Annotated in this window: 19 protein-coding genes; 8 read left to right on the forward strand and 11 right to left on the reverse strand. The window is 65.9% G+C overall.

Going from position 1 to position 17,087, the window contains the following annotated elements; all coding sequences use genetic code 11:
* Positions 1 to 168: 168 nt before the first annotated feature.
* The 4 genes from LCM32_RS20980 to LCM32_RS20995 form a co-directional block, all read right to left on the reverse strand.
* Entirely contained in the window at positions 169 to 1,020 is an 852-nt protein-coding gene (locus LCM32_RS20980; RefSeq protein WP_224823039.1) for a VOC family protein, read from the reverse strand.
* 14 nt (positions 1,021 to 1,034) lie between these two features.
* Entirely contained in the window at positions 1,035 to 1,484 is a 450-nt protein-coding gene (locus LCM32_RS20985; RefSeq protein WP_224823040.1) for a DoxX family protein, read from the reverse strand.
* Between the two features lie 80 nt (positions 1,485 to 1,564).
* Entirely contained in the window at positions 1,565 to 1,876 is a 312-nt protein-coding gene (locus LCM32_RS20990; protein WP_224823041.1) for a hypothetical protein, read from the reverse strand.
* Positions 1,877 to 2,032: 156 nt separating this feature from the next.
* Positions 2,033 to 3,907 (reverse strand): amidohydrolase, encoded by a 1,875-nt coding sequence (locus tag LCM32_RS20995; RefSeq protein ID WP_224823042.1) that lies wholly within the window; start codon positions 3,905 to 3,907, stop codon positions 2,033 to 2,035.
* Positions 3,908 to 4,273: 366 nt separating this feature from the next.
* Here LCM32_RS20995 and LCM32_RS21000 point away from each other — a divergent pair, with 366 nt between their 5' ends.
* On the forward strand, positions 4,274 to 4,576 hold the full coding sequence (locus LCM32_RS21000) for a hypothetical protein (RefSeq protein WP_224823043.1): 303 nt from the start codon (positions 4,274 to 4,276) through the stop codon (positions 4,574 to 4,576).
* Positions 4,573 to 5,766 carry an HlyD family secretion protein gene (locus LCM32_RS21005; RefSeq protein ID WP_224823044.1) on the forward strand — a complete coding sequence of 398 codons (1,194 nt, stop codon included), beginning with the start codon at positions 4,573 to 4,575 and terminating at the stop codon, positions 5,764 to 5,766. Before LCM32_RS21000 ends, LCM32_RS21005 begins: the two co-directional genes overlap by 4 nt.
* A 204-nt stretch (positions 5,767 to 5,970) precedes the next feature.
* Here the strand turns inward: LCM32_RS21005 and LCM32_RS21010 are convergent, their stop codons facing one another.
* A complete protein-coding gene (locus LCM32_RS21010) occupies positions 5,971 to 6,243 on the reverse strand; it encodes a hypothetical protein (RefSeq protein WP_224823045.1) in 273 nt (90 codons plus the stop codon).
* Between the two features lie 113 nt (positions 6,244 to 6,356).
* Between LCM32_RS21010 and LCM32_RS21015 the strand changes: the two genes are divergently transcribed.
* The 5 genes from LCM32_RS21015 (at position 6,357) to LCM32_RS21035 (ending at position 11,645) form a co-directional block, all read left to right on the forward strand.
* Entirely contained in the window at positions 6,357 to 7,244 is an 888-nt protein-coding gene (locus LCM32_RS21015) for an ArgP/LysG family DNA-binding transcriptional regulator (protein WP_224823046.1), read from the forward strand.
* A gap of 219 nt (positions 7,245 to 7,463) precedes the next feature.
* Complete coding sequence (locus tag LCM32_RS21020) at positions 7,464 to 9,383, forward strand: DUF3604 domain-containing protein (RefSeq protein ID WP_224823047.1); 1,920 nt, start codon at positions 7,464 to 7,466, stop codon at positions 9,381 to 9,383.
* Positions 9,384 to 9,386: 3 nt separating this feature from the next.
* The gene (locus LCM32_RS21025) at positions 9,387 to 9,791 is read left to right on the forward strand and encodes a DUF302 domain-containing protein (RefSeq protein ID WP_224823048.1); all 405 of its coding nucleotides are present in this window, start codon (positions 9,387 to 9,389) and stop codon (positions 9,789 to 9,791) included.
* Between the two features lie 55 nt (positions 9,792 to 9,846).
* Positions 9,847 to 10,653 carry a peptidyl-prolyl cis-trans isomerase gene (locus LCM32_RS21030; protein WP_224823049.1) on the forward strand — a complete coding sequence of 269 codons (807 nt, stop codon included), beginning with the start codon at positions 9,847 to 9,849 and terminating at the stop codon, positions 10,651 to 10,653.
* A complete protein-coding gene (locus LCM32_RS21035; protein ID WP_224823050.1) occupies positions 10,650 to 11,645 on the forward strand; it encodes a HupE/UreJ family protein in 996 nt (331 codons plus the stop codon). The genes LCM32_RS21030 and LCM32_RS21035 overlap by 4 nt, the downstream gene beginning before the upstream one ends.
* A gap of 364 nt (positions 11,646 to 12,009) precedes the next feature.
* On the opposite strand, the gene LCM32_RS21040 is transcribed toward LCM32_RS21035, so the two are convergent.
* The 5 genes from LCM32_RS21040 to trxB all read right to left on the reverse strand — a co-directional run bounded on the left by LCM32_RS21040 (position 12,010) and on the right by trxB (position 14,643).
* On the reverse strand, positions 12,010 to 12,495 hold the full coding sequence (locus tag LCM32_RS21040) for a DUF2938 family protein (protein ID WP_224823051.1): 486 nt from the start codon (positions 12,493 to 12,495) through the stop codon (positions 12,010 to 12,012).
* A gap of 90 nt (positions 12,496 to 12,585) precedes the next feature.
* Positions 12,586 to 12,843 carry a glutaredoxin 3 gene (gene grxC / locus LCM32_RS21045; RefSeq protein ID WP_224823052.1) on the reverse strand — a complete coding sequence of 86 codons (258 nt, stop codon included), beginning with the start codon at positions 12,841 to 12,843 and terminating at the stop codon, positions 12,586 to 12,588.
* A gap of 64 nt (positions 12,844 to 12,907) precedes the next feature.
* On the reverse strand, positions 12,908 to 13,336 hold the full coding sequence (locus LCM32_RS21050) for an OsmC family protein (protein WP_224823053.1): 429 nt from the start codon (positions 13,334 to 13,336) through the stop codon (positions 12,908 to 12,910).
* A gap of 14 nt (positions 13,337 to 13,350) precedes the next feature.
* Entirely contained in the window at positions 13,351 to 13,674 is a 324-nt protein-coding gene (locus tag LCM32_RS21055) for a thioredoxin family protein (RefSeq protein ID WP_224823054.1), read from the reverse strand.
* Between the two features lie 24 nt (positions 13,675 to 13,698).
* Positions 13,699 to 14,643 carry a thioredoxin-disulfide reductase gene (gene trxB / locus LCM32_RS21060; RefSeq protein ID WP_224823055.1) on the reverse strand — a complete coding sequence of 315 codons (945 nt, stop codon included), beginning with the start codon at positions 14,641 to 14,643 and terminating at the stop codon, positions 13,699 to 13,701.
* A 120-nt stretch (positions 14,644 to 14,763) separates the two neighbouring features.
* On the opposite strand from trxB, the gene LCM32_RS21065 reads away from it, so the two are divergent.
* A complete protein-coding gene (locus LCM32_RS21065) occupies positions 14,764 to 15,654 on the forward strand; it encodes a LysR family transcriptional regulator (protein ID WP_224823056.1) in 891 nt (296 codons plus the stop codon).
* 15 nt (positions 15,655 to 15,669) lie between these two features.
* Here LCM32_RS21065 and LCM32_RS21070 read toward each other — a convergent pair whose 3' ends face one another.
* Entirely contained in the window at positions 15,670 to 16,878 is a 1,209-nt protein-coding gene (locus tag LCM32_RS21070) for an MFS transporter (RefSeq protein WP_224823057.1), read from the reverse strand.
* Between the last annotated feature and the right edge of the window lie 209 nt (positions 16,879 to 17,087).

The raw sequence follows: 17,087 nt of genomic DNA on the forward strand, positions 1-17,087 counted from the left end.
AGGCGCGCACCGGGAAAGAGGCTGAGGCACCCAACCTCGCGATTTTCCTCGGCCGATCAAGGCCCGTCCGGTCACGATTGCGAGGATCGCAGCCCGCCCGCCTTGCACGACAGCATGCTCAGGCACCGGGGACGGTGTCGCCGTCGGTCACGGCGACACCGCAAAAGGTCAGGAGATCCGGATCGTGGTGCCCCAGTCGTCCTCGTAGACGCTGGCCTTCGCGGCGACTCGGCTGCGCAAGGCGACGAAGTCGAGGCCAGTCTCGCGGTCCGGTCGCCGCCCGGCACCGGCGCTCAGCCATTCGTTGACCGCCACGTGGTGGTGATAGCCCCCGGTCGACAGGAACACGGCATCGTCCCGTGTGCTCGCCGCGTCGAAGCCCAGCGTTTCGCGCCACCAGTTCCCCGCCCGGGTCGCATCGCCCACCTTCAGGTGCACATGCCCCACGCAGGTGCCCGCGGGCGCGCCGCGCCAGCTCGGCGGCAACAGGCCCAGCGTGCCCATGATCCCCTCGACGTCGAGGGGATAGGTGCCCATCTGCACCTCGCCCTGGACCCACTCCCAACTGTCCTGCGGACGGTCGGCATAGATCTCGACGCCATTGCCCTCGGGATCGGTCAGATAGATCGCCTCGCTCACCCGATGATCCGCGGTGCCGGACACGGGAAGCTGCCGCTCGATCGCCATGGCGATCCACTGCGCCAGGTCCCGGCGCGAGGGCAGCAGGAAGGCGGTGTGGAACAGCCCGGCCTCCCGTTGGCCCGCCAGCGACAGCCCGGCCTGTTCGGTCAGCGCCAGCAGGCGCTCCCCGCCGGCGCCCATCCAGATCGTCGTATCCTCGCGGGCGACCTCCTGCAGGCCGACGGCCGCGCGGTACCAAGCCGCGAGGGCTTCGGCGTCGCGAGTGCGCAGGCCGACGGCGCCCACGTGCACCGGCGCCTGCACCGGAAGGCTGTTCGCGGCCCGCACCGCCTGCGGCAGGGTGGAGGCGAGCGCCATGGCGCCCACCCCCTTCAGCATGCTCCGCCGCCGCATCACAGTTCGCGCCCGATCAGGCGGTCGACCGAGAAGCGTCCGCCGCCCTTGGCCAGGAAGGTCAGCGTCACCGCGGACCAGATCAGCGACAGCTCCGCCCCCCGGTAGCCCTGTTCGAGCACGACCCAGTGGAAGTAGACCGTCACCAGCAGGATGACGGTGGTGCCGCCTGCGGCGATGCGGGTCAGAAGGCCGAGGGCCAGCAGCAGCCCGCCGGTGAATTCCGTCACCGAGAGCAGGATCGACCAGAGCCAGCCCGGCGCAAAGCCAAGGCCCGAGACCATGTCGGCCGCGCCGGTGGGGTTCTGGATCTTGGGCCAGCCGTGGACCATCAGCGCAACGCCGCTGATGACGCGAAGCCAAAGCTCCGTCAGGGGGGCGGCCACGCGGTAGAGCGGGCCGAATACCGGCAGCAGCAGCGCCGGGCGGTCAGATGTGGATGTAATCATGTCGTATCTCCATAGCATGCGAGCGCCGTCTGGCGTCGCGAAAACGGGGCACCGGGGTGCCGATACAGCTGTGATGGAGATCAGGCGCGCGGTGGCCTGCGATCTGGGCGGATGGTCCGGCCCGGCGTTTGGGACATGTCGGGAAGGCGGTGCAGCGATGCCGCCACGCGGGGCGCGAAGGTCAACTCGCTCCCCACCGGAACGGCGCAGGTGAAACAGGGTTTCTTGGCTGGCACCCGCTGGGAGAGCGAGACGCCCGGCGCGATGCAAACGCCTTCGACCTCGACCCCGGAGCTGCTCGCGCAGCCGGTCGAGGATTGCGCCTGCACCGGCGTCAGCGCCGAGAGGAGCAGGATCGAAAGGGTCACGCAGAGAGTGGCGTAGCGCAGCATTCGCGGTCCGTGAGGTGGGTTGCCCCGTGGTTGTCGCGTCAGGCGGCGGTCAGGGCAAGCCATGCGACATGTCGGTCACGCAAACGTCAGCACGAAACGGGCGGAAGGACGCCCCGCCGCGCAGATGTGCAGCGGGGCGATGGCAGGGCGCGCGACCTACAGGGGCGCCAGAACGCCCCCGGACGGCGCCGGGCAATGCGGGTCAGCCGACGGGCAGACCGGCGAGGACTCCACGCCCATCCCTTCGCTCATCGCGTGCAGCGCGTGGTGGGCCATGTCAGGATTGCCGAAGAAGGGGAAATTCCGCATCTCGGTCTTCTGCACACCCTCCGGCGCCTCGTAGACAACGGTGTCATCCTTGATCGTGACGCGTATCTGCAGTTCGGCCAGCGTCTCGGGGTCCACTGCGGTGGGGTCGTCGGACAGGATCACGAAATCCGCCAGCTTCCCGACCTCGATCGAGCCCTTGCTGTCCTCCTCGAAATGCTGCCACGCAGGCCAGAGAGTCAGCGCCTTGAGCGCGTCCATCACGCCGACACGCTGTGCCGGTCCGAGGATATCGCCCGAGCGGGTGCGCCGGGTCACGGTGGCGGACAGGATGCGCATGCTGTCGGGGAAGGCCACCGGCGCATCGTGGTGCGAGCCGAACATCATGCCCCGCTGCCGGACCCATCCAGTGGGCGAGATATTCTCGGCATTCACCGGGCCGACGGTGTGGTCCCGGTGCCAGTCGCCCCAGTAGAAGGTGTGCATCGGGAAGAGCGAGGGGAAGATACCCAGCTTCTGGATACTGTCCACCTGGTCTTCGCGCAGGAACTGGCCATGGACCAGCACGGGCCGGTTGGTCGGCGGGCCGTATTTCTCCTCTGCCGTGCCAATCGCGGCGATCAGCATGTCGGACGCCCCTTCGCCATTGGCATGGGTGAGGATCTGGAAACCATGGCTGAAGCACCAGTCGACCGCATCGTTCGTCTGCGCCTCGGTGATTGCGGAATAGCCCTTGTAGCCCGGCGGGTAATCCCCCACCGGGTCGTAATAGGGCCGGTCCCGCAATGCGGTGAAGCCCTGCGGCGAGCCGTCGATCGTCAGCTTGCAGCCGCCGACCCGCACGTGGCCGTCGTAGTCCTGAGAGACGTTCGCCTCGATGAAGTCCCGCGCCTCCAGCACGTCAGGGAAGGCGACCACGTCGATCGGCAATTCGCCCCGGGCGTCCACTGCCTTGAGGGCAGCCACGTTGCCCGCGCTGGAACGGCCTTCCTGCGCGGTCGTATAGCCGAAGCGCGCCCACAACTCCGCCCCGGCCTTGGCAAAGGTCTCGAACCCCTCCGGACCAAGCTGGCCCAGCAGGGGCATCAGCGCTCCGAAGAAGGCGTATTCCTCTAGCACCCCGTTGGGCCGTCCATCCTCGCCCCGGCGGATCACCCCGCCGGCCGGGTTCTCGCTCTCATCGGTGATCCCGGCAATCTCCAGCGCCTTGGAGTTGGCGACACCCAGATGCCCCGACTGATGGATGATCATGATCGGCACCTCGGTGGAGACCGCGTCCAGCTCGTCCCGCGTCGGATGCCGGAGTTCGGCCAACTGCGCGTTGTCGTAGCCGAAGCCGATGATCAGGTTCACCGCGTCCACGGCCTCCTGATTGGCCGCGACCCAGTCGCGCAGCCCCTGTTGCAGGCCCGCGATATCGCGCACGTCGCCGTCCGGCGGCGCCAGCATGTTGGCCGACAGCGCCTGAATGCCGCCGAGTACGACATGACCGTGGCTGTCGACGAAGCCGGGCAGCATCGTGCGCCCGGCGAGATCGAACATCTGCGTGTCGCCGCCCTGAAGCTTGGAAATCTCCTCCAATGTGCCGACGGCAAGGATCGTGCCGTCCTTCACGGCCACAGCCTCGGCCGTGGGCGCGGCGTCGTTGATGGTGAGGATGGGGCCGCCCGAATAGATCGTGTCGGCGCTGTCCTGCGCCAAGGCGCCCCCATGGGTCAGAATTGTTCCCAGCAGCAGCGCTGCGGGACCTGCAAGAACTCGCATGGCAATACTCTCCTGAATCACTCGTATGATGCACAATCTAAACAAGAAAACGCGGCGCAATCTGCGCGTTTGAGGGAAGTCTAGCGCGGGGTCTCCCTCCCGTCATCAAAATTGGGCGGGCGTCGAAGCGACAAGATCACTCCAATCCGCATTCGGTCCCCGCTCCGCCGCTGCAAGCCCGACGCAGCATGTAGACAGCCATATGGGCGCAAGTTACGGTTCGGGGAATTTTGATTTTAGGCGCGTAATACTATGACGAGTGAAACGGATATTTCGCACGGAGACCCCTCCTGGTTCGCAGGCCCGGGTGAAACCGATCTTCTGGCGTGGGTTGCAATTCTTCTGCTGGTCCTTGCGATTTTCGGATTGGTCACCCTCTACGCGGCCTTCGACCGATGGGCGGAACACAGGGCCAAGGGCACGCCGCTGGCCAAGACCATTCCCACCCTGCTTGCCATCGCACTGATCTACGAGGTCTTCCCGATCGAGCACTTCAGCCTGTTGCTTCCGCTCAGTGCGATCCTGATCGCGCTCATGGCCGACTGGTCGCGGTTCCACTCGCTGATCGGCGTCAGCACCCCCGGCCACGATGAGACAGCGCATCCCGATGCGTCGATAGCCGCGGCGCCCGCCGATCCCGTGCCCTCCGACAAGGGGTCCGCGCTATGATCGAGCTTCTTCTGACGTCGTTCCCCGTCATCATCCGGTACTTCCAGCTCAAGCGCCGGGGCGAACCCATGTCCGTCTGGAACATGAGGGTGGCCGTCTTCATGTGGGCCGCGATGGCCTTTGCCCTGTTCGTGGTCATCTTCTACTTCCACCCCAAGTCCTACTCGGGCGTGCTGCCGTTCCGCACCGTCTCTGTCGTGTCGCAGGTCAATGGGCCGGTTACCGAGGTGGCGGTCACCAACGGCCAACACGTTTCGGCGGGCGATCTGCTCTTCCGTATCGAGGACAGTGCCCAACGCGCCGATCTGAACCGCGCCGAGGCCGAGCTTGCCGCACTCTCCTCGGACGAAGCGAAGGTCCGGAACGAGTTGCTGGCCGCTGAGGCCTCCGTCATGGAGGCAACTGCCGCGCTCGACCTGGCCAAGGAGGACCTCGGCCAGGCGATGACATTGCTGGAGCGCAACGTGGGCACGCAGGACGCGGTGCGCACCTTGCAGGCAGAGGTTGCCGTGGACGAGGCACGCCTTGCCGCGGCGCAGGCCAGTGTCACCCTCGCGCAGTCGGAGATCTCCGAGGGGCTTCCGGCCCGCCGCAGGATCGCCGAGGCCTCGCTCGAAAGCGCCCGCGCGGCATTGGACAAGACTTCGGTTCACACCGTGACCGACGGGGTGGTGACGCAGCTCGCGCTTGGTCCCGGCAGCCCGGCCTCGCAGCTCATCCTCAGCCCGGCGATGGTCATCATCCCGGATCGCGATCCGGAGATGCCAGTGCGGATCACGGCGGGGTTCTCGCAGGTGGCGCGCTCCACGCTTCATGAAGGCATGGCTGCAGAGATCGCCTGCGATTCCAACATGGGCCTCTCGTTCCGGAACACCGTGCTGCCGGCGCATATCTCGTCGATCCAGCCCGCGGTGGCCGCAGGCCAGATCGTGCCGGGGGGGCGGCTTCTTGAACCTCAGAACCTCGTCGCCCGCGGCTCGCTCGTGGCGTATCTCGAGTTGGTGCACCCCGAGCATGAGGCCATCATGCTCAACGGCAGCGGCTGCCTCGTACAGACCTACACAACCACGCTGCCGGGCCTCACCGGCCATATCATCGCCGCGACCGGCGTCGTGAAAGCGGTGGGCCTGCGGCTGAAGGTCTGGGGCGCCTTGATCGCCGGGATCGGGCTGTCAGGCGGCGGACACTGACGGACACGAGATTTAGCATAACTATGCTTCTGCGTCGTTTGGAAGGTCCCCCGGCTCGGCGCACCACCTGAACCGGCAGAACAGGCTGAGAAACCGTATTACGCGGCACCGGGCGCTTTACGTTCCGGTGCCGCACTTGATAATCGGAGCAACGGTCATTTGTGATTGACCGACGTCTGCGAAAGTAATTGCCGCGCCCGGGTTCTACTTTTGCGCGAATGTCTGAAGAGCTTCGGGCATCGGGCGGGCCCGCCGGCCGGCGTTGCGCCCCTTGGATACCGGGGCCGGAGCCGCTGCGGAGGTTTTCCAGCTACGGGCGCCTCTTACACAATTCCGGCCCTTGCAATTATCATGCGCGTTTGCATCATGATTGAGATTGACCTCCGGAACCGCGATCGCCGTGGTTTGATTGCCCGCGAAAGCGGGAACGGCGAACAGCACGGCGGCCGACAATACGGCAACTTTGAATTCTTGCATTTGACTGGTCTCCTTCGGGACTGGCTATTGAATAATGACTATTCCAGCACCTTAGGAGACACGCCCCAGGCTTGGCGAACGCGCTTTCCTTAAGGCCCATTAGGAGCACGCGCTTGCATCTGGACCTAAAGCATGTCGAAGCACTTGCCGCAGTCCTCGGGACAGGCAGTTTCGAAGCTGCGGCCAAGCAGCTCAACCTCAGCGCGTCGGCGCTCTCGCAAAGGGTCCGCTTGCTGGAAGACAGGATCGGTGCGGTGCTGTTGACGCGGGATACCCCCTGTGCACCGACCGATGCGGGGCGGCTTGTGTGGCAATATGCGCAGGAGATCATTTTGCGCGAACAAACCCTTGTCGCCAGCCTTGCCCTCGATGCAGGGAAGGCGCGTGCACCGGTCGCGATCGCGATTTCGCCGGACACGATGGCAACATGGCTGCTGGACGCGCTCAAGGACGTGCCCGACCGGCTCTTTGTCCTCAAGGTCGACAATTATGCGCAGGGCACGCGGCTCCTCGCGCGGGGCGAAGTGCTGGCTGCGGTCACATTCGGTCAACGCCAGGTGCAGGGCTGCGACGCTTTCATCTTGGGGGCCTTGCAGTACATCCCCGTCTGCAGCCCCGCCTTTTACACGCGATGGTTCTCGCAAGGCCTGACGGCGGATGCCTTACAGGCGGCGCCCTGCCTGACCTATAATCCTGACGACCGGCTCCAAATCGACTTCGCGGAGAGGTCAACGGGGCAGAAACTGGTCCCACCGACACATTACATGCCGGACGCGAGAGGGCTTGCCGACGCGGCCGCCATGGGGTTCGGATGGGTGATGTTGCCCCATTTGCTGGCGCAACCCTTGATGGCAAAGGGGCGCCTGACCTGTATCTCCGAGGACAATCACATCTTTTCGGAGCTGACATGGCAGGTGACGCGGGCATCACGAAGCATCATGCAGCCCCTGACGCGCGCCGTGCGCAAGTCCGCACGCGACCTGCTGGTGCAGGAGTACTGACAGGCAGGATGGGACGAATCTTTCCCTTTTGAAACTGCCAGTTTGCGCCTGCTTCGCCGCAGTTCCCCGCAAAGACATTCGAAAGAAATGATTGATTTGTATCCGGTTATCGCATTGGCTGGATACACTTTAAGGTAGTTTACGAGTCGTCCCGAATGGGACCGACGGCCTATTGAAGACGTGAATTTCGATCTGCCACCCGCAGAGGAGAGAACTCTCATGGCACGACGCATCTGTTTCATTGCATTCGCCGCTTCCCTATCCGCAACCCCGCTCGCCGCGCAGGTGACCACCGACGCGGGCACCATCACCGCCGAGAAGATCGAGCGGTTCTTCAACCAGCCGGGCTACTCGCCCTATGCGGGCCGCAGCTACCCGACACAGCCGCTCTGGGGTGAGCAGCACCTGCACACCTCATGGTCGCCCGATGCCTTTGGCGGCGGCACGCGCGTCGGGCCGGATGAGGCGCTTCAATATGCCAAAGGCGGCGAGATCACCTCAAGCACCGGCCAGCAGGTGAAGCTGTCCCGCCCCTATGACTGGATGGTCGTAGCCGATCACTCCGACGCGCTCGGCGTCGTGGCCAGTATCTACGAGGGCGATCCGGCCTTCATGTCCGATCCGACGCTGAAACGCTGGCACGATGACATGCGCAAGGGCGGCGAGGCCGCGACCGCCGTGGTCATGGAAATGATCACCCTTCAGGGCGAGGGGAAAGTTCCTGCCGCAATGACCGATCAGACCACGCAGATGGATATGTGGCAGAAGATGACCGAGATCGTCGAAGGCCATAACCAGCCCGGCGTGTTCACCGCCCTGATCGGCTATGAATGGACGTCGAACTACGGCGGCGGGAACAACCTGCACCGCAACATCATCTACCGAGACGGCAAAACCCTGGCGGACATGGTCCGGCCCCTCACCACCTTCGACACCGAGATTCCGAACGAACTCTGGGATTGGATGGAAAACTATGAGGCTGAGACCGGCGGCCGCCTGCTGGCGATCCCTCACAACGGCAACCTCTCCAACGGGCTGATGTTCGCCACCGAGACCCCGGACGGCAAGCCGATCGACGCGGAATGGGCCAAGAACCGCGCCCGGTGGGAGCCGCTCTACGAGGTGACGCAGGGCAAGGGCACCTCGGAACAGCATCCGTCGCTGGCGCCCTCCGATGAATTCGCGGACTTCGAGATTTGGGACAAGGGCAACCTGAACGTGGTGCCCAAGGAACCCGGCATGCTCGACTTCGAATACGCCCGCGAGGCCCTGAAGCGCGGGCTCAAGCTGGAGGACGAGTTAGGGACCAACCCGTTCAAGTTCGGTCTGCTCGGCTCGACCGATGCGCACACCGGCATCTCCTCCACCGAGGAGAACAACTTCTTTGGCAAGTTTCCGGCCTCTGAGCCCGGCGTCGAACGCTCCACCGGCAACGCTTTCGATTTCGACGGGCGCACCGTGAAGGACTGGAAACTGGGCGCATCGGGTCTGACCGCCGTCTGGGCGGCCGAGAACACCCGCGCGGCGATCTGGGACGCGATGAAGCGCAAGGAGGTCTATGGCACCACCGGTACGCGGATCGGCGTGCGTTTCTTCGGCGGTTGGGACTTCGCGGAGGAGGACGCGCTTGGCCGCAACCCCGGCGCCATCGGCTATGGCAAGGGCGTGCCCATGGGCGCCGACATGCCCCCCGCCCCGGATGGGGCAGAGGCGCCCAGCTTCCTCGTGGCGGCGATCAAGGACCCCTACTCCGGCAACCTCGACCGCATCCAGATCATCAAGGGCTGGGTCGATGCCGCGGGCGAAATGCAGGAGAAGATCTTCGACGTGGTCTGGTCCGGTGACCGGACCCCCGGCGCGGAAGGCAAGCTGCCCTCCGTCGGCGATACGGTGGACGTCGAGAAGGCCACATGGACCAACACCATCGGCGCGCCGGAGCTGATCACCGTCTGGACCGACCCGGAGTTCGACCCGATGCTCGACGCCTTCTACTATGCCCGAGTGATCGAGATCCCGACGCCGCGCTGGACCGCCTATGACGCAGCCTTTTTCGAGGAAAGCACCTTCACCGACGACGTTCCGATGACCGTGACGGAACGCGCCTATACCTCGCCGATCTGGTATTCGGCAGGGCAGTGATCCATGGCAGACTTCGGCACGACCATCCCGCTCGACGGTTCCTTCGATGAGGCCGTCGAGACGGTGACCGCGGCACTGGCGAAGGAAGGGTTCGGGATCATCTCCCGGATCGACCTCGACCGGGCTTTCGCCGAGAAGCTCGGCCAGAGCTTCCGGCGCTACACGATCCTCGGGGCCTGCAATCCGGGCCTCGCACATCGCGCTATCACGGCCCGGCCCGACGTTGGCCTGCTGCTGCCCTGCAACGTCACGGTCGAGGAGACCCCCGACGGAGCGCTCGTCCGGTTGGTGGATGCTGGGCAGATGATGGCCATGGGCGACCTGGGCGAGGCGCCCGAGATCGCGGAACTCGCGGAGGATGCGGGCGCGCGGCTCGGGCGTGTCGCCGCCGCGCTTCAGGGCCCGTAAGGGGGTGACGATGTCTCTCCCCGCCCCTTTCTTGGCTACGCTGCGCTCGCCACTCGTGCATTTCTTTGTGCTCGGGGGGCTCATCTTCGGTCTCTATGGGCTGACCGCCGCGCCAGACGCCGCTCCGCCCCGCGACGACGTCATCACCCTGACCGAGGTCGAGGCCGACCGCCTTGCCGATGATTTTTATGCCGGGTGGGGTCGTGCGCCCACGCGGGAGGAGGCCCGCGCCCTGGTGCGAGACTGGGCCATTGAGGAAGCCATGGTCCGCGAAGCGCGCGCCCTCGGCCTGGATCAGGGCGACGCGATGATCCGCAACCGCCTGCGCGCCAAGGTCGAATTCCTCGCCGAAGCCCCCGCCGCCACGCTGGAGCCCGACGACGCCACCCTTGCCGCCTACTACAAGGCCAACGCCGCCGATTATGCAGAACCTGCGCGGATCAGCCTGACGCAGGTGCTGCTGCCCGCCGCCGTCTCGCAGGCCGAGGCCGCTGCGCTTGTCGCGGAGCTGCGCAGCGGAGCCGATCCTGATGGGGTTGGCCGTGCCACGCAGCTTCCGCCCCGGATCGAGGCCATGGCCCTGCCCGCGCTCGACCGGGTCTTTGGCGCGGGGTTCGCCGCCGAAGTCGCCGGGCTGGCTCCCGGAACCTGGGCCGGCCCGCTCACCAGCGCCTATGGCCCACACCTGCTGCGGCTCGACTCCGTCACTCAGGGCGCCCTGCCGCAACTCGACACTCAGCGAGAGAAGGTCCTGGCGGACTGGCGCTATGACGAGGCCCGCCGGATGCGGGAGCGCTACACCGAGGAGCTGATGAGCCGCTATCGCCTCGTCCTGCCCGGGATGGCGGAGGAGGACGAGTGAGACGCCTCGCCGTCCTGCTGCTGCTGCTCGTGTCGGTGCTGCCGCACGCGGCCACAGCCCACGCCCTCGACCCCGGCTATCTTGAGCTGTCTGCCATGGGCGAGAGCCGCTGGCGGGTGAGCTGGAGGATGCCAGACGTGAACGGCCGCCCGATGCCAATTGCGCCACGCCTGCCACCGGGCTGCGCGACCACGCCCGCTGCCGCGCCGGCCTTCGACGGGCGGGCGTGGGTCTCCTCCTTCCTGGCGCACTGCCCCGAGGGCCTTGCCGGGGGCGAGATCGCCATCGACGGGCTCGGTCGCACGCGGACCGACGTGCTGGTGCGCTACGAGTTGGAGCCCGGCGCGGCCCAGACCCGCAGGCTGACCGCAACCGCGCCCGCCTTCACCGTGCCCATGGCACCGGGCCGGGGCGAGGTCTTCACCAGCTATGTCGCGCTCGGCTTCACCCATATCCTCGAAGGGCTCGACCACCTGCTCTTCGTGCTCGCGCTGCTGCTCCTCGTGCGCCACCCGCGTCGCCTTCTCTTCGCGATCACCGCCTTCACGCTGGCCCATAGCATCACTCTGGCGGCGGCGACCTTCGGCTGGCTCCACCTGCCCTCCGCGCCGGTCGAAGTGGTCATAGCCCTTTCCATCGTCTTCCTCGCCTTCGAACTGGCCAAGCCGCCCGCACGCCGCGACCCGGTGGCGGAACGTTTTCCTGCGGTGGTGTCCTTCGGCTTCGGACTGATCCACGGCCTCGGTTTCGCCGGCGCCCTGCACGAGATCGGCCTGCCGCAAGGCGACGTGCCACTGGCCCTGCTGGCCTTCAACGTCGGGGTGGAACTGGGGCAGCTGGCCTTCATCGCGGTGCTGTTGTCGCTCTGGGCCTTGGCGAAGAGGGCGCTGCCGGCGCTCATGCGCCATGGTGCCCGGCTCAGCCATGCTAGCAGCTACGTGATCGGCGGGGTTGCGGCGTTCTGGGTGATCGAGCGTTTGTCCGGGTTCTAGGCGCCATGAGGTCTGATCTAAGTCAGCGTCATCAATGGATGCCTACGAGGATGATGGCCTCATCAATCTCCGCGCGATTTTCGGTATCTGGCGTTCTCCGCGCGGCGGGCATGTCTGGTTGGGGCGGGATAGTGGTCGTTCGCTGCTCGCGCGAACGCAACGTTGCCACAACGTGGAAGCAGACATTCCGCGAGGATCAGGTCGGAAAACCCGGCGTAACTTGCACAGAGGGCGGAGAGCGGTCGTTCGCTGCGACTTGCACGGACGGCCGCTGTAGTTCATTTGCGGAGGTTCGAGCGCCTGATAACCCTCAACACGTCATGTCGGCCGGGACCAAGGTATCGATCTGAGGAGCCCGCGCAGGTCACGCCACCGCCAATGCCAGAAGATACTGCGCCAGGGCGAACACGATGTGGGCCACCAGCACGTAAGCGATCATCCCGCCCGCGTTCGGCAGCTTCCGGGCGAAGAGGCCCCCGCCCATGCCAGGCATCAGGATGATGAGGCCCGCAAGTGTGCTGATCACGACGCCGATCAGGATGAACGGGAACACCGTCGGGGCCGCGACGAAGCCCGCGCCCCAGAACAGCGGGAACATCACCGCATAGGCGAGGCCGATCAGGTAGTGAAAGATCCAGCCGGTGGCGGCCTCGGCGCCCGTATGCAGGCGGGTGTCGTTGCCGTCCAGGACCAGCCGTCCCGCCGGAATGCCAAGCAACCAGCGCCCGACGGAAGGCCAGTGCGTCCCCGGCATCCAGCCGATTTTGGCGGTGAAGAAGCCCCAAAGGTCAAGTGCGATAGTGGACCCGATCCCGACGACCAGGATGAAGGTGATGATGTCTGCGGTCATGTGCAACTCCTCCGATGTTGCCGTTGGCGTAGCGCCGCCGGAGCGCCGTGATAAATTCTTTCTCGTAGGCCGATTGATTTCGAAATCGGATCAATCGAGGTCAAGCAGCTGGTCGAGCTGTCGTGAGCGCTCCAGCGCCATGAGGTCCGAACAGCCGCCGACGTGGATCTCGCCGATGAAGATCTGCGGCACCGTGTGGGCGCCACCTGCGCGCGACATCATGGCGCGACGGGCCGCGCCGTTCATCACGTCGATCTCGGTGAAGGCCGCGCCCTTCTGCGTCAGCAGCGCCTTGGCGCGCGAGCAGAAGCCGCAGAAGGGCGTGGTGTAGATGTCGATCTTGGCCATGTCTGTGTCCTTCTCTGGCGGCAGGGCGCCCGAAGACGCCCCGCCGGTTTCCGTTTCCGGCAGGTCAGCCGAGGGTGATCTCGGGCGTCACCTGGATCGTCACGCCAGCCTTCTTTGCGAGGTTGCCGACGACGCAGACCTTGTCGGCGGTGGCGATGGCGCCCTCGGCCGCCGCGCGGTCGGCCTCGCTCGCGCCTGCGCTCAGCACCAGTTTCGCGGTGTGGCGGATGGCAAAGGCGTCATCCGTCGCGGTCGCGTCCGTCTCCACGGACAGGCTGTCGACCGGGACCTTCTTGTTCGCGGTGATCGCGCGCAGGGTCGCGGTGAAGCAGGCCAGCGTCGCAGAGGTGAAGAGCGACTTGGGGTCAGCGCCCGCGCCGGAACCGCCGAACTCGGCAGGGATGCCGATGCCCACGTCCCAGCCTTCGCCAGTGATGCGGCCAGTGCCCTTGAAGCCACCGTCCCAGGTGGCGGTCATCTTGATATCAGCCATGATCTTCTCCTGCCTCAGGCCGCCTTCACGGCCTGCAGGTATTGCGCCTTGGGGTTCAGCCCGACGACCACGTTGACCGGCTGGCCGTCCTTCATCACCACCACGGTGGGGACGGAGCGGATGCCGAAGGCGCCGGCAATCTCGGGCGCCTTGTCGATGTCGACCTCGCCGAAGGCGGCGGTGTCGGCGAGTTCCGAGGCGACCTCGTTGTATGTCGGCTCCAGCGCGATGCAGGGGCGGCACCAGGTCGCCCAGAAGCGCAGGACCTTCACGCGGCCCTGGCCATTGATGAAACTGTCGAAGTTGCTGGCATCCAGCGTGGTGACGTCTGTCGTCATGTCTTGTTCCTTGTCGTTGAGGTTTCAGGCCGGGACCGCGAGCGGCAGCCCGGCGAGGTAGCGTTCGGCCTCCAGCGCGGCCATGCAGCCCTGCCCTGCGGCGGTGACGGCCTGCCGGAACTGGTCGTCCGCCACGTCACCGGCCGCGAAGACACCGGGGATGGCGGTGGCCGTGCTGTCGGGCTTGGTCAGGATGGTGCCGCCGGGCCTCAAGGGCAGCTGCGTGCCAAAGATCTCCGTCGCTGGGTCATGGCCGATGGCGACGAACACGCCGTCGGTGGGCAGGTCGCGCAGGCTGCCGTCGCGAATATCGCGCAGGGTGACGCCAGTGACGATCTTGGGGCTGTCGGTGCCGGTGATCTCGGCCACTTCGGAATGCCACTGCACCTCGATCTTGGGGTGTGCGAACAGGCGGTCCTGCATCACCTTCTCGGCCCGCAGGCTGTCGCGACGGTGGATCAGGATCACCTTCTCGGCGATTCCCGCGAGGAAGAGCGCCTCTTCCACGGCGGTGTTGCCGCCGCCCACCACCACGACCGTCCGGCCGCGGTAGAAGAACCCGTCGCAGGTGGCGCAGGCGCTCACGCCGCCGCGCTGGAACGCCGTCTCGGACGGCAGGCCCAGCCAGCGGGCCTTGGCGCCTGTCGCGATGATCAGCGCATCCGCGCCGTAGTGCGTGCCGCTGTCACTGGTCAGGCAGATGCCGTATTCCAGCTGCGCGCCGAGAATGATGTCATTGATGACCTCGACCCCCATCCGCAGGGCCTGATCCCGCATCTGCTCCATCAGCCAGGGCCCCTGGATCGGGTCCGCGAAGCCGGGATAATTCTCCACGTCGGTGGTGATGGTCAGCTGCCCGCCAGGCTCCAACCCGGTCAGCAGCAGCGGCTCCAACCCGGCGCGGGCGGCATAGATCGCCGCCGTATAGCCCGCCGGACCGGAGCCGAGGATGATGAGTTTGCGGTGCATCGTCTTCGTGCCCCTTCGCTTGCCTTTGTCGTCGTGAGAGACATATATGCGGCGAAAGGCGGAGTTTAATTTCGCATTCGCTATCGCCATATATTCCCAATTCGCATCAATGGGGCGCGCATGGAAATCAAGGAACTGCGGTGCTTCACCCGCGTGGCGGAGACGCTGAACTTCAACCGCGCCGCCGAGATGCTGAACATGAGCCAGCCGGTGGTCACCAAGACCATCGCCCAACTGGAGCACAAGCTGGGCGTCAAGCTCTTCGAGCGGACGACCCGGCGCGTGTCGCTGACGCCTGCGGGCGTGGTGCTGCGGCGCGAGGCGGACGGGCTCCTGGCGTATCTCGATCAGGTGCAGCGCGCCGTGCGCCATGCGATTGCCGAGGAAAGCGGGCGGTTTGCCATCGGGGTCACGCCGCTGGCGATGCAGACGGTTTTCCCGGGCGTCATCCGCGGCTTCCGCGAGGCGCATCCGGAGATCGAGGTCTCGATCCACGAGCTACCCACCGACGCGCAGGTGAAGGACTTGCTGGCCGCCTCGATCGACGCGGCCTTCCTCCTGATGCCTGCCGAGGACCCGGCGCTTGAGGTGCGAGAAATCCACTCGGAGCAGATGCGCCTTGCCGTGCCGGTGTCGCATCCGCACCTGAAGGCGCTTGGCAATGCGCCTCTGCCGCTCTCGGCCTTCGCGGGGGAGACCTTCATCATCCCGGCGCGCGCGCAGAACCCCGGCGTGCATGACGAGATCATCCGCGCCTGCGCGGTTTCAGGCTTCCGGCCCAAGGTGAAGGATTGCACCGAGGGGCAGAGCTGCCTGTGCCTAGTCGAAGCCGGGATGGGGGTGAGTTTCGTCACCAACCGCATCGATTGCGCGGCCAGTGGCGACATGCGGATCGTCGATCTGGAAGACCCGGCGCCCTCGCTGTCGGTGGCGCTTGCCTGGCGGAAAGACGATCCCTCGCCGCTCCTCGACACCCTGCGCGATCTGGCGTTGGAGGGGGCCACCGCCTGACGGCCCCCTCTGGCTTTATGCCGCCTCGGGGCACTCGCCGCCGTTGCCCGCCCGCAGCGCGGCACAGTGCCTGCGGTCGATGCCTGCGCTGATCACGGCCAGCGCCAGACCTGCCAGCACGACGACACCTGCCACCGGCCCGGTCATCCCGAGGCCGAGGTGATCGACCACCCAGCCACCGCCGCCCGCGCCAAGCGCGATGCCAAGGTTGAAGGCCGAGATGTTCATGCTCGACGTCGCGTTCACAAGCCGGGGCGCGATCAGCACGGCCTGGTTCACGGCATAGAGCTGAAGGATCGACACGGAGCCGAAGGCCACGATGCCCCAGATAATCACCAGCGGCACGACCGTCATCAGGCTGCCTGCGAAGGGGATCAGCATGAGCAGCGCCACCGCCATCACGCCATAGATCCACAGCAGCACGGGCATCGCGCCGACACGGTCGGCAATCCGCGCGCAGACAAGGTTCCCGATCGCCACTGCGACGCCATAGAAGAACAGCAGCGTGCCGATGCCGTTCGGGGTCATGCCGGTGAACTGTTCGAGGATCGGCGACAGGTAGGTGAAGGCCACGAAAGAGCCGCCATAGCCCACCAGCGTGATCGCGAAGAGCAGCGCGAGGCGCGGCTTCAGCACCACGGACATCTGCTCGAGGAACGACGAGGGCGCGGGCCGCTCGATGTTGCGCGGCAGGAGCCACGCCAATGCCACGAAGGACAGCACGCCGATGCCGGTGACGGCGATGAAGGTCGCACGCCAGCCGAAGTAGTTGGCGATGAAGGTGCCCACCGGCACGCCCGAGATCAGCGACAAGGTGATGCCGGTGAACATGGTCGCGATGGCCTGCCCGGCCTTCTCCTTCGGCACCAGCTGCGCGGCGACGACGGTGGCGACCGAGTAGAAGACGCCTTGCACGACGCCCGACAGGATGCGGCCCAGCAGCAGCACCTCGAAGGTCGGCGCGAGGGCCGAGAGGGTATTGGCGATGACGAAGTGGACCATGAGGCCCAGCACCAGTTTCTTGCGGTCGAACCGCCCCGTCAGGGCGGTCAGCAGCGGCGCGGCTATGGCCACGGCCAGCGCGTAGATACTGACGGTGAGGCCCGCGGTGGCGAGGCTCACCTGGGTATCACGGGCGATTTGGGGCAGGATGCCGACGATCACGAACTCGGCCATTCCAATGGCAAGCGCCGCCGCCGTCAGGGCCCAGACTCCGATAGGCATGAGGATCTCCGATAGCTTGAAGGGCCCGCCGGGAAGGGCGGGCGGGATGCTCATGGTCTAAGGAGGGCTGGGATAGAGGTTAAATTCCAATGACCTGCTCCCCTGAAAAGTCCGCGGTTTGAGGTTAGCCTGTTCTCCAAACGAGGAGACAGACGATGCGGAAAAGCCGTTTCAGCGAAGAGCAGATCATTGGCATCCTGAAGGAGCAC

This window comes from Pseudooceanicola nanhaiensis, from assembly GCF_020171315.1.
GTDB classification, from domain to species: Bacteria; Pseudomonadota; Alphaproteobacteria; order Rhodobacterales; family Rhodobacteraceae; genus Pseudooceanicola; species Pseudooceanicola nanhaiensis_A.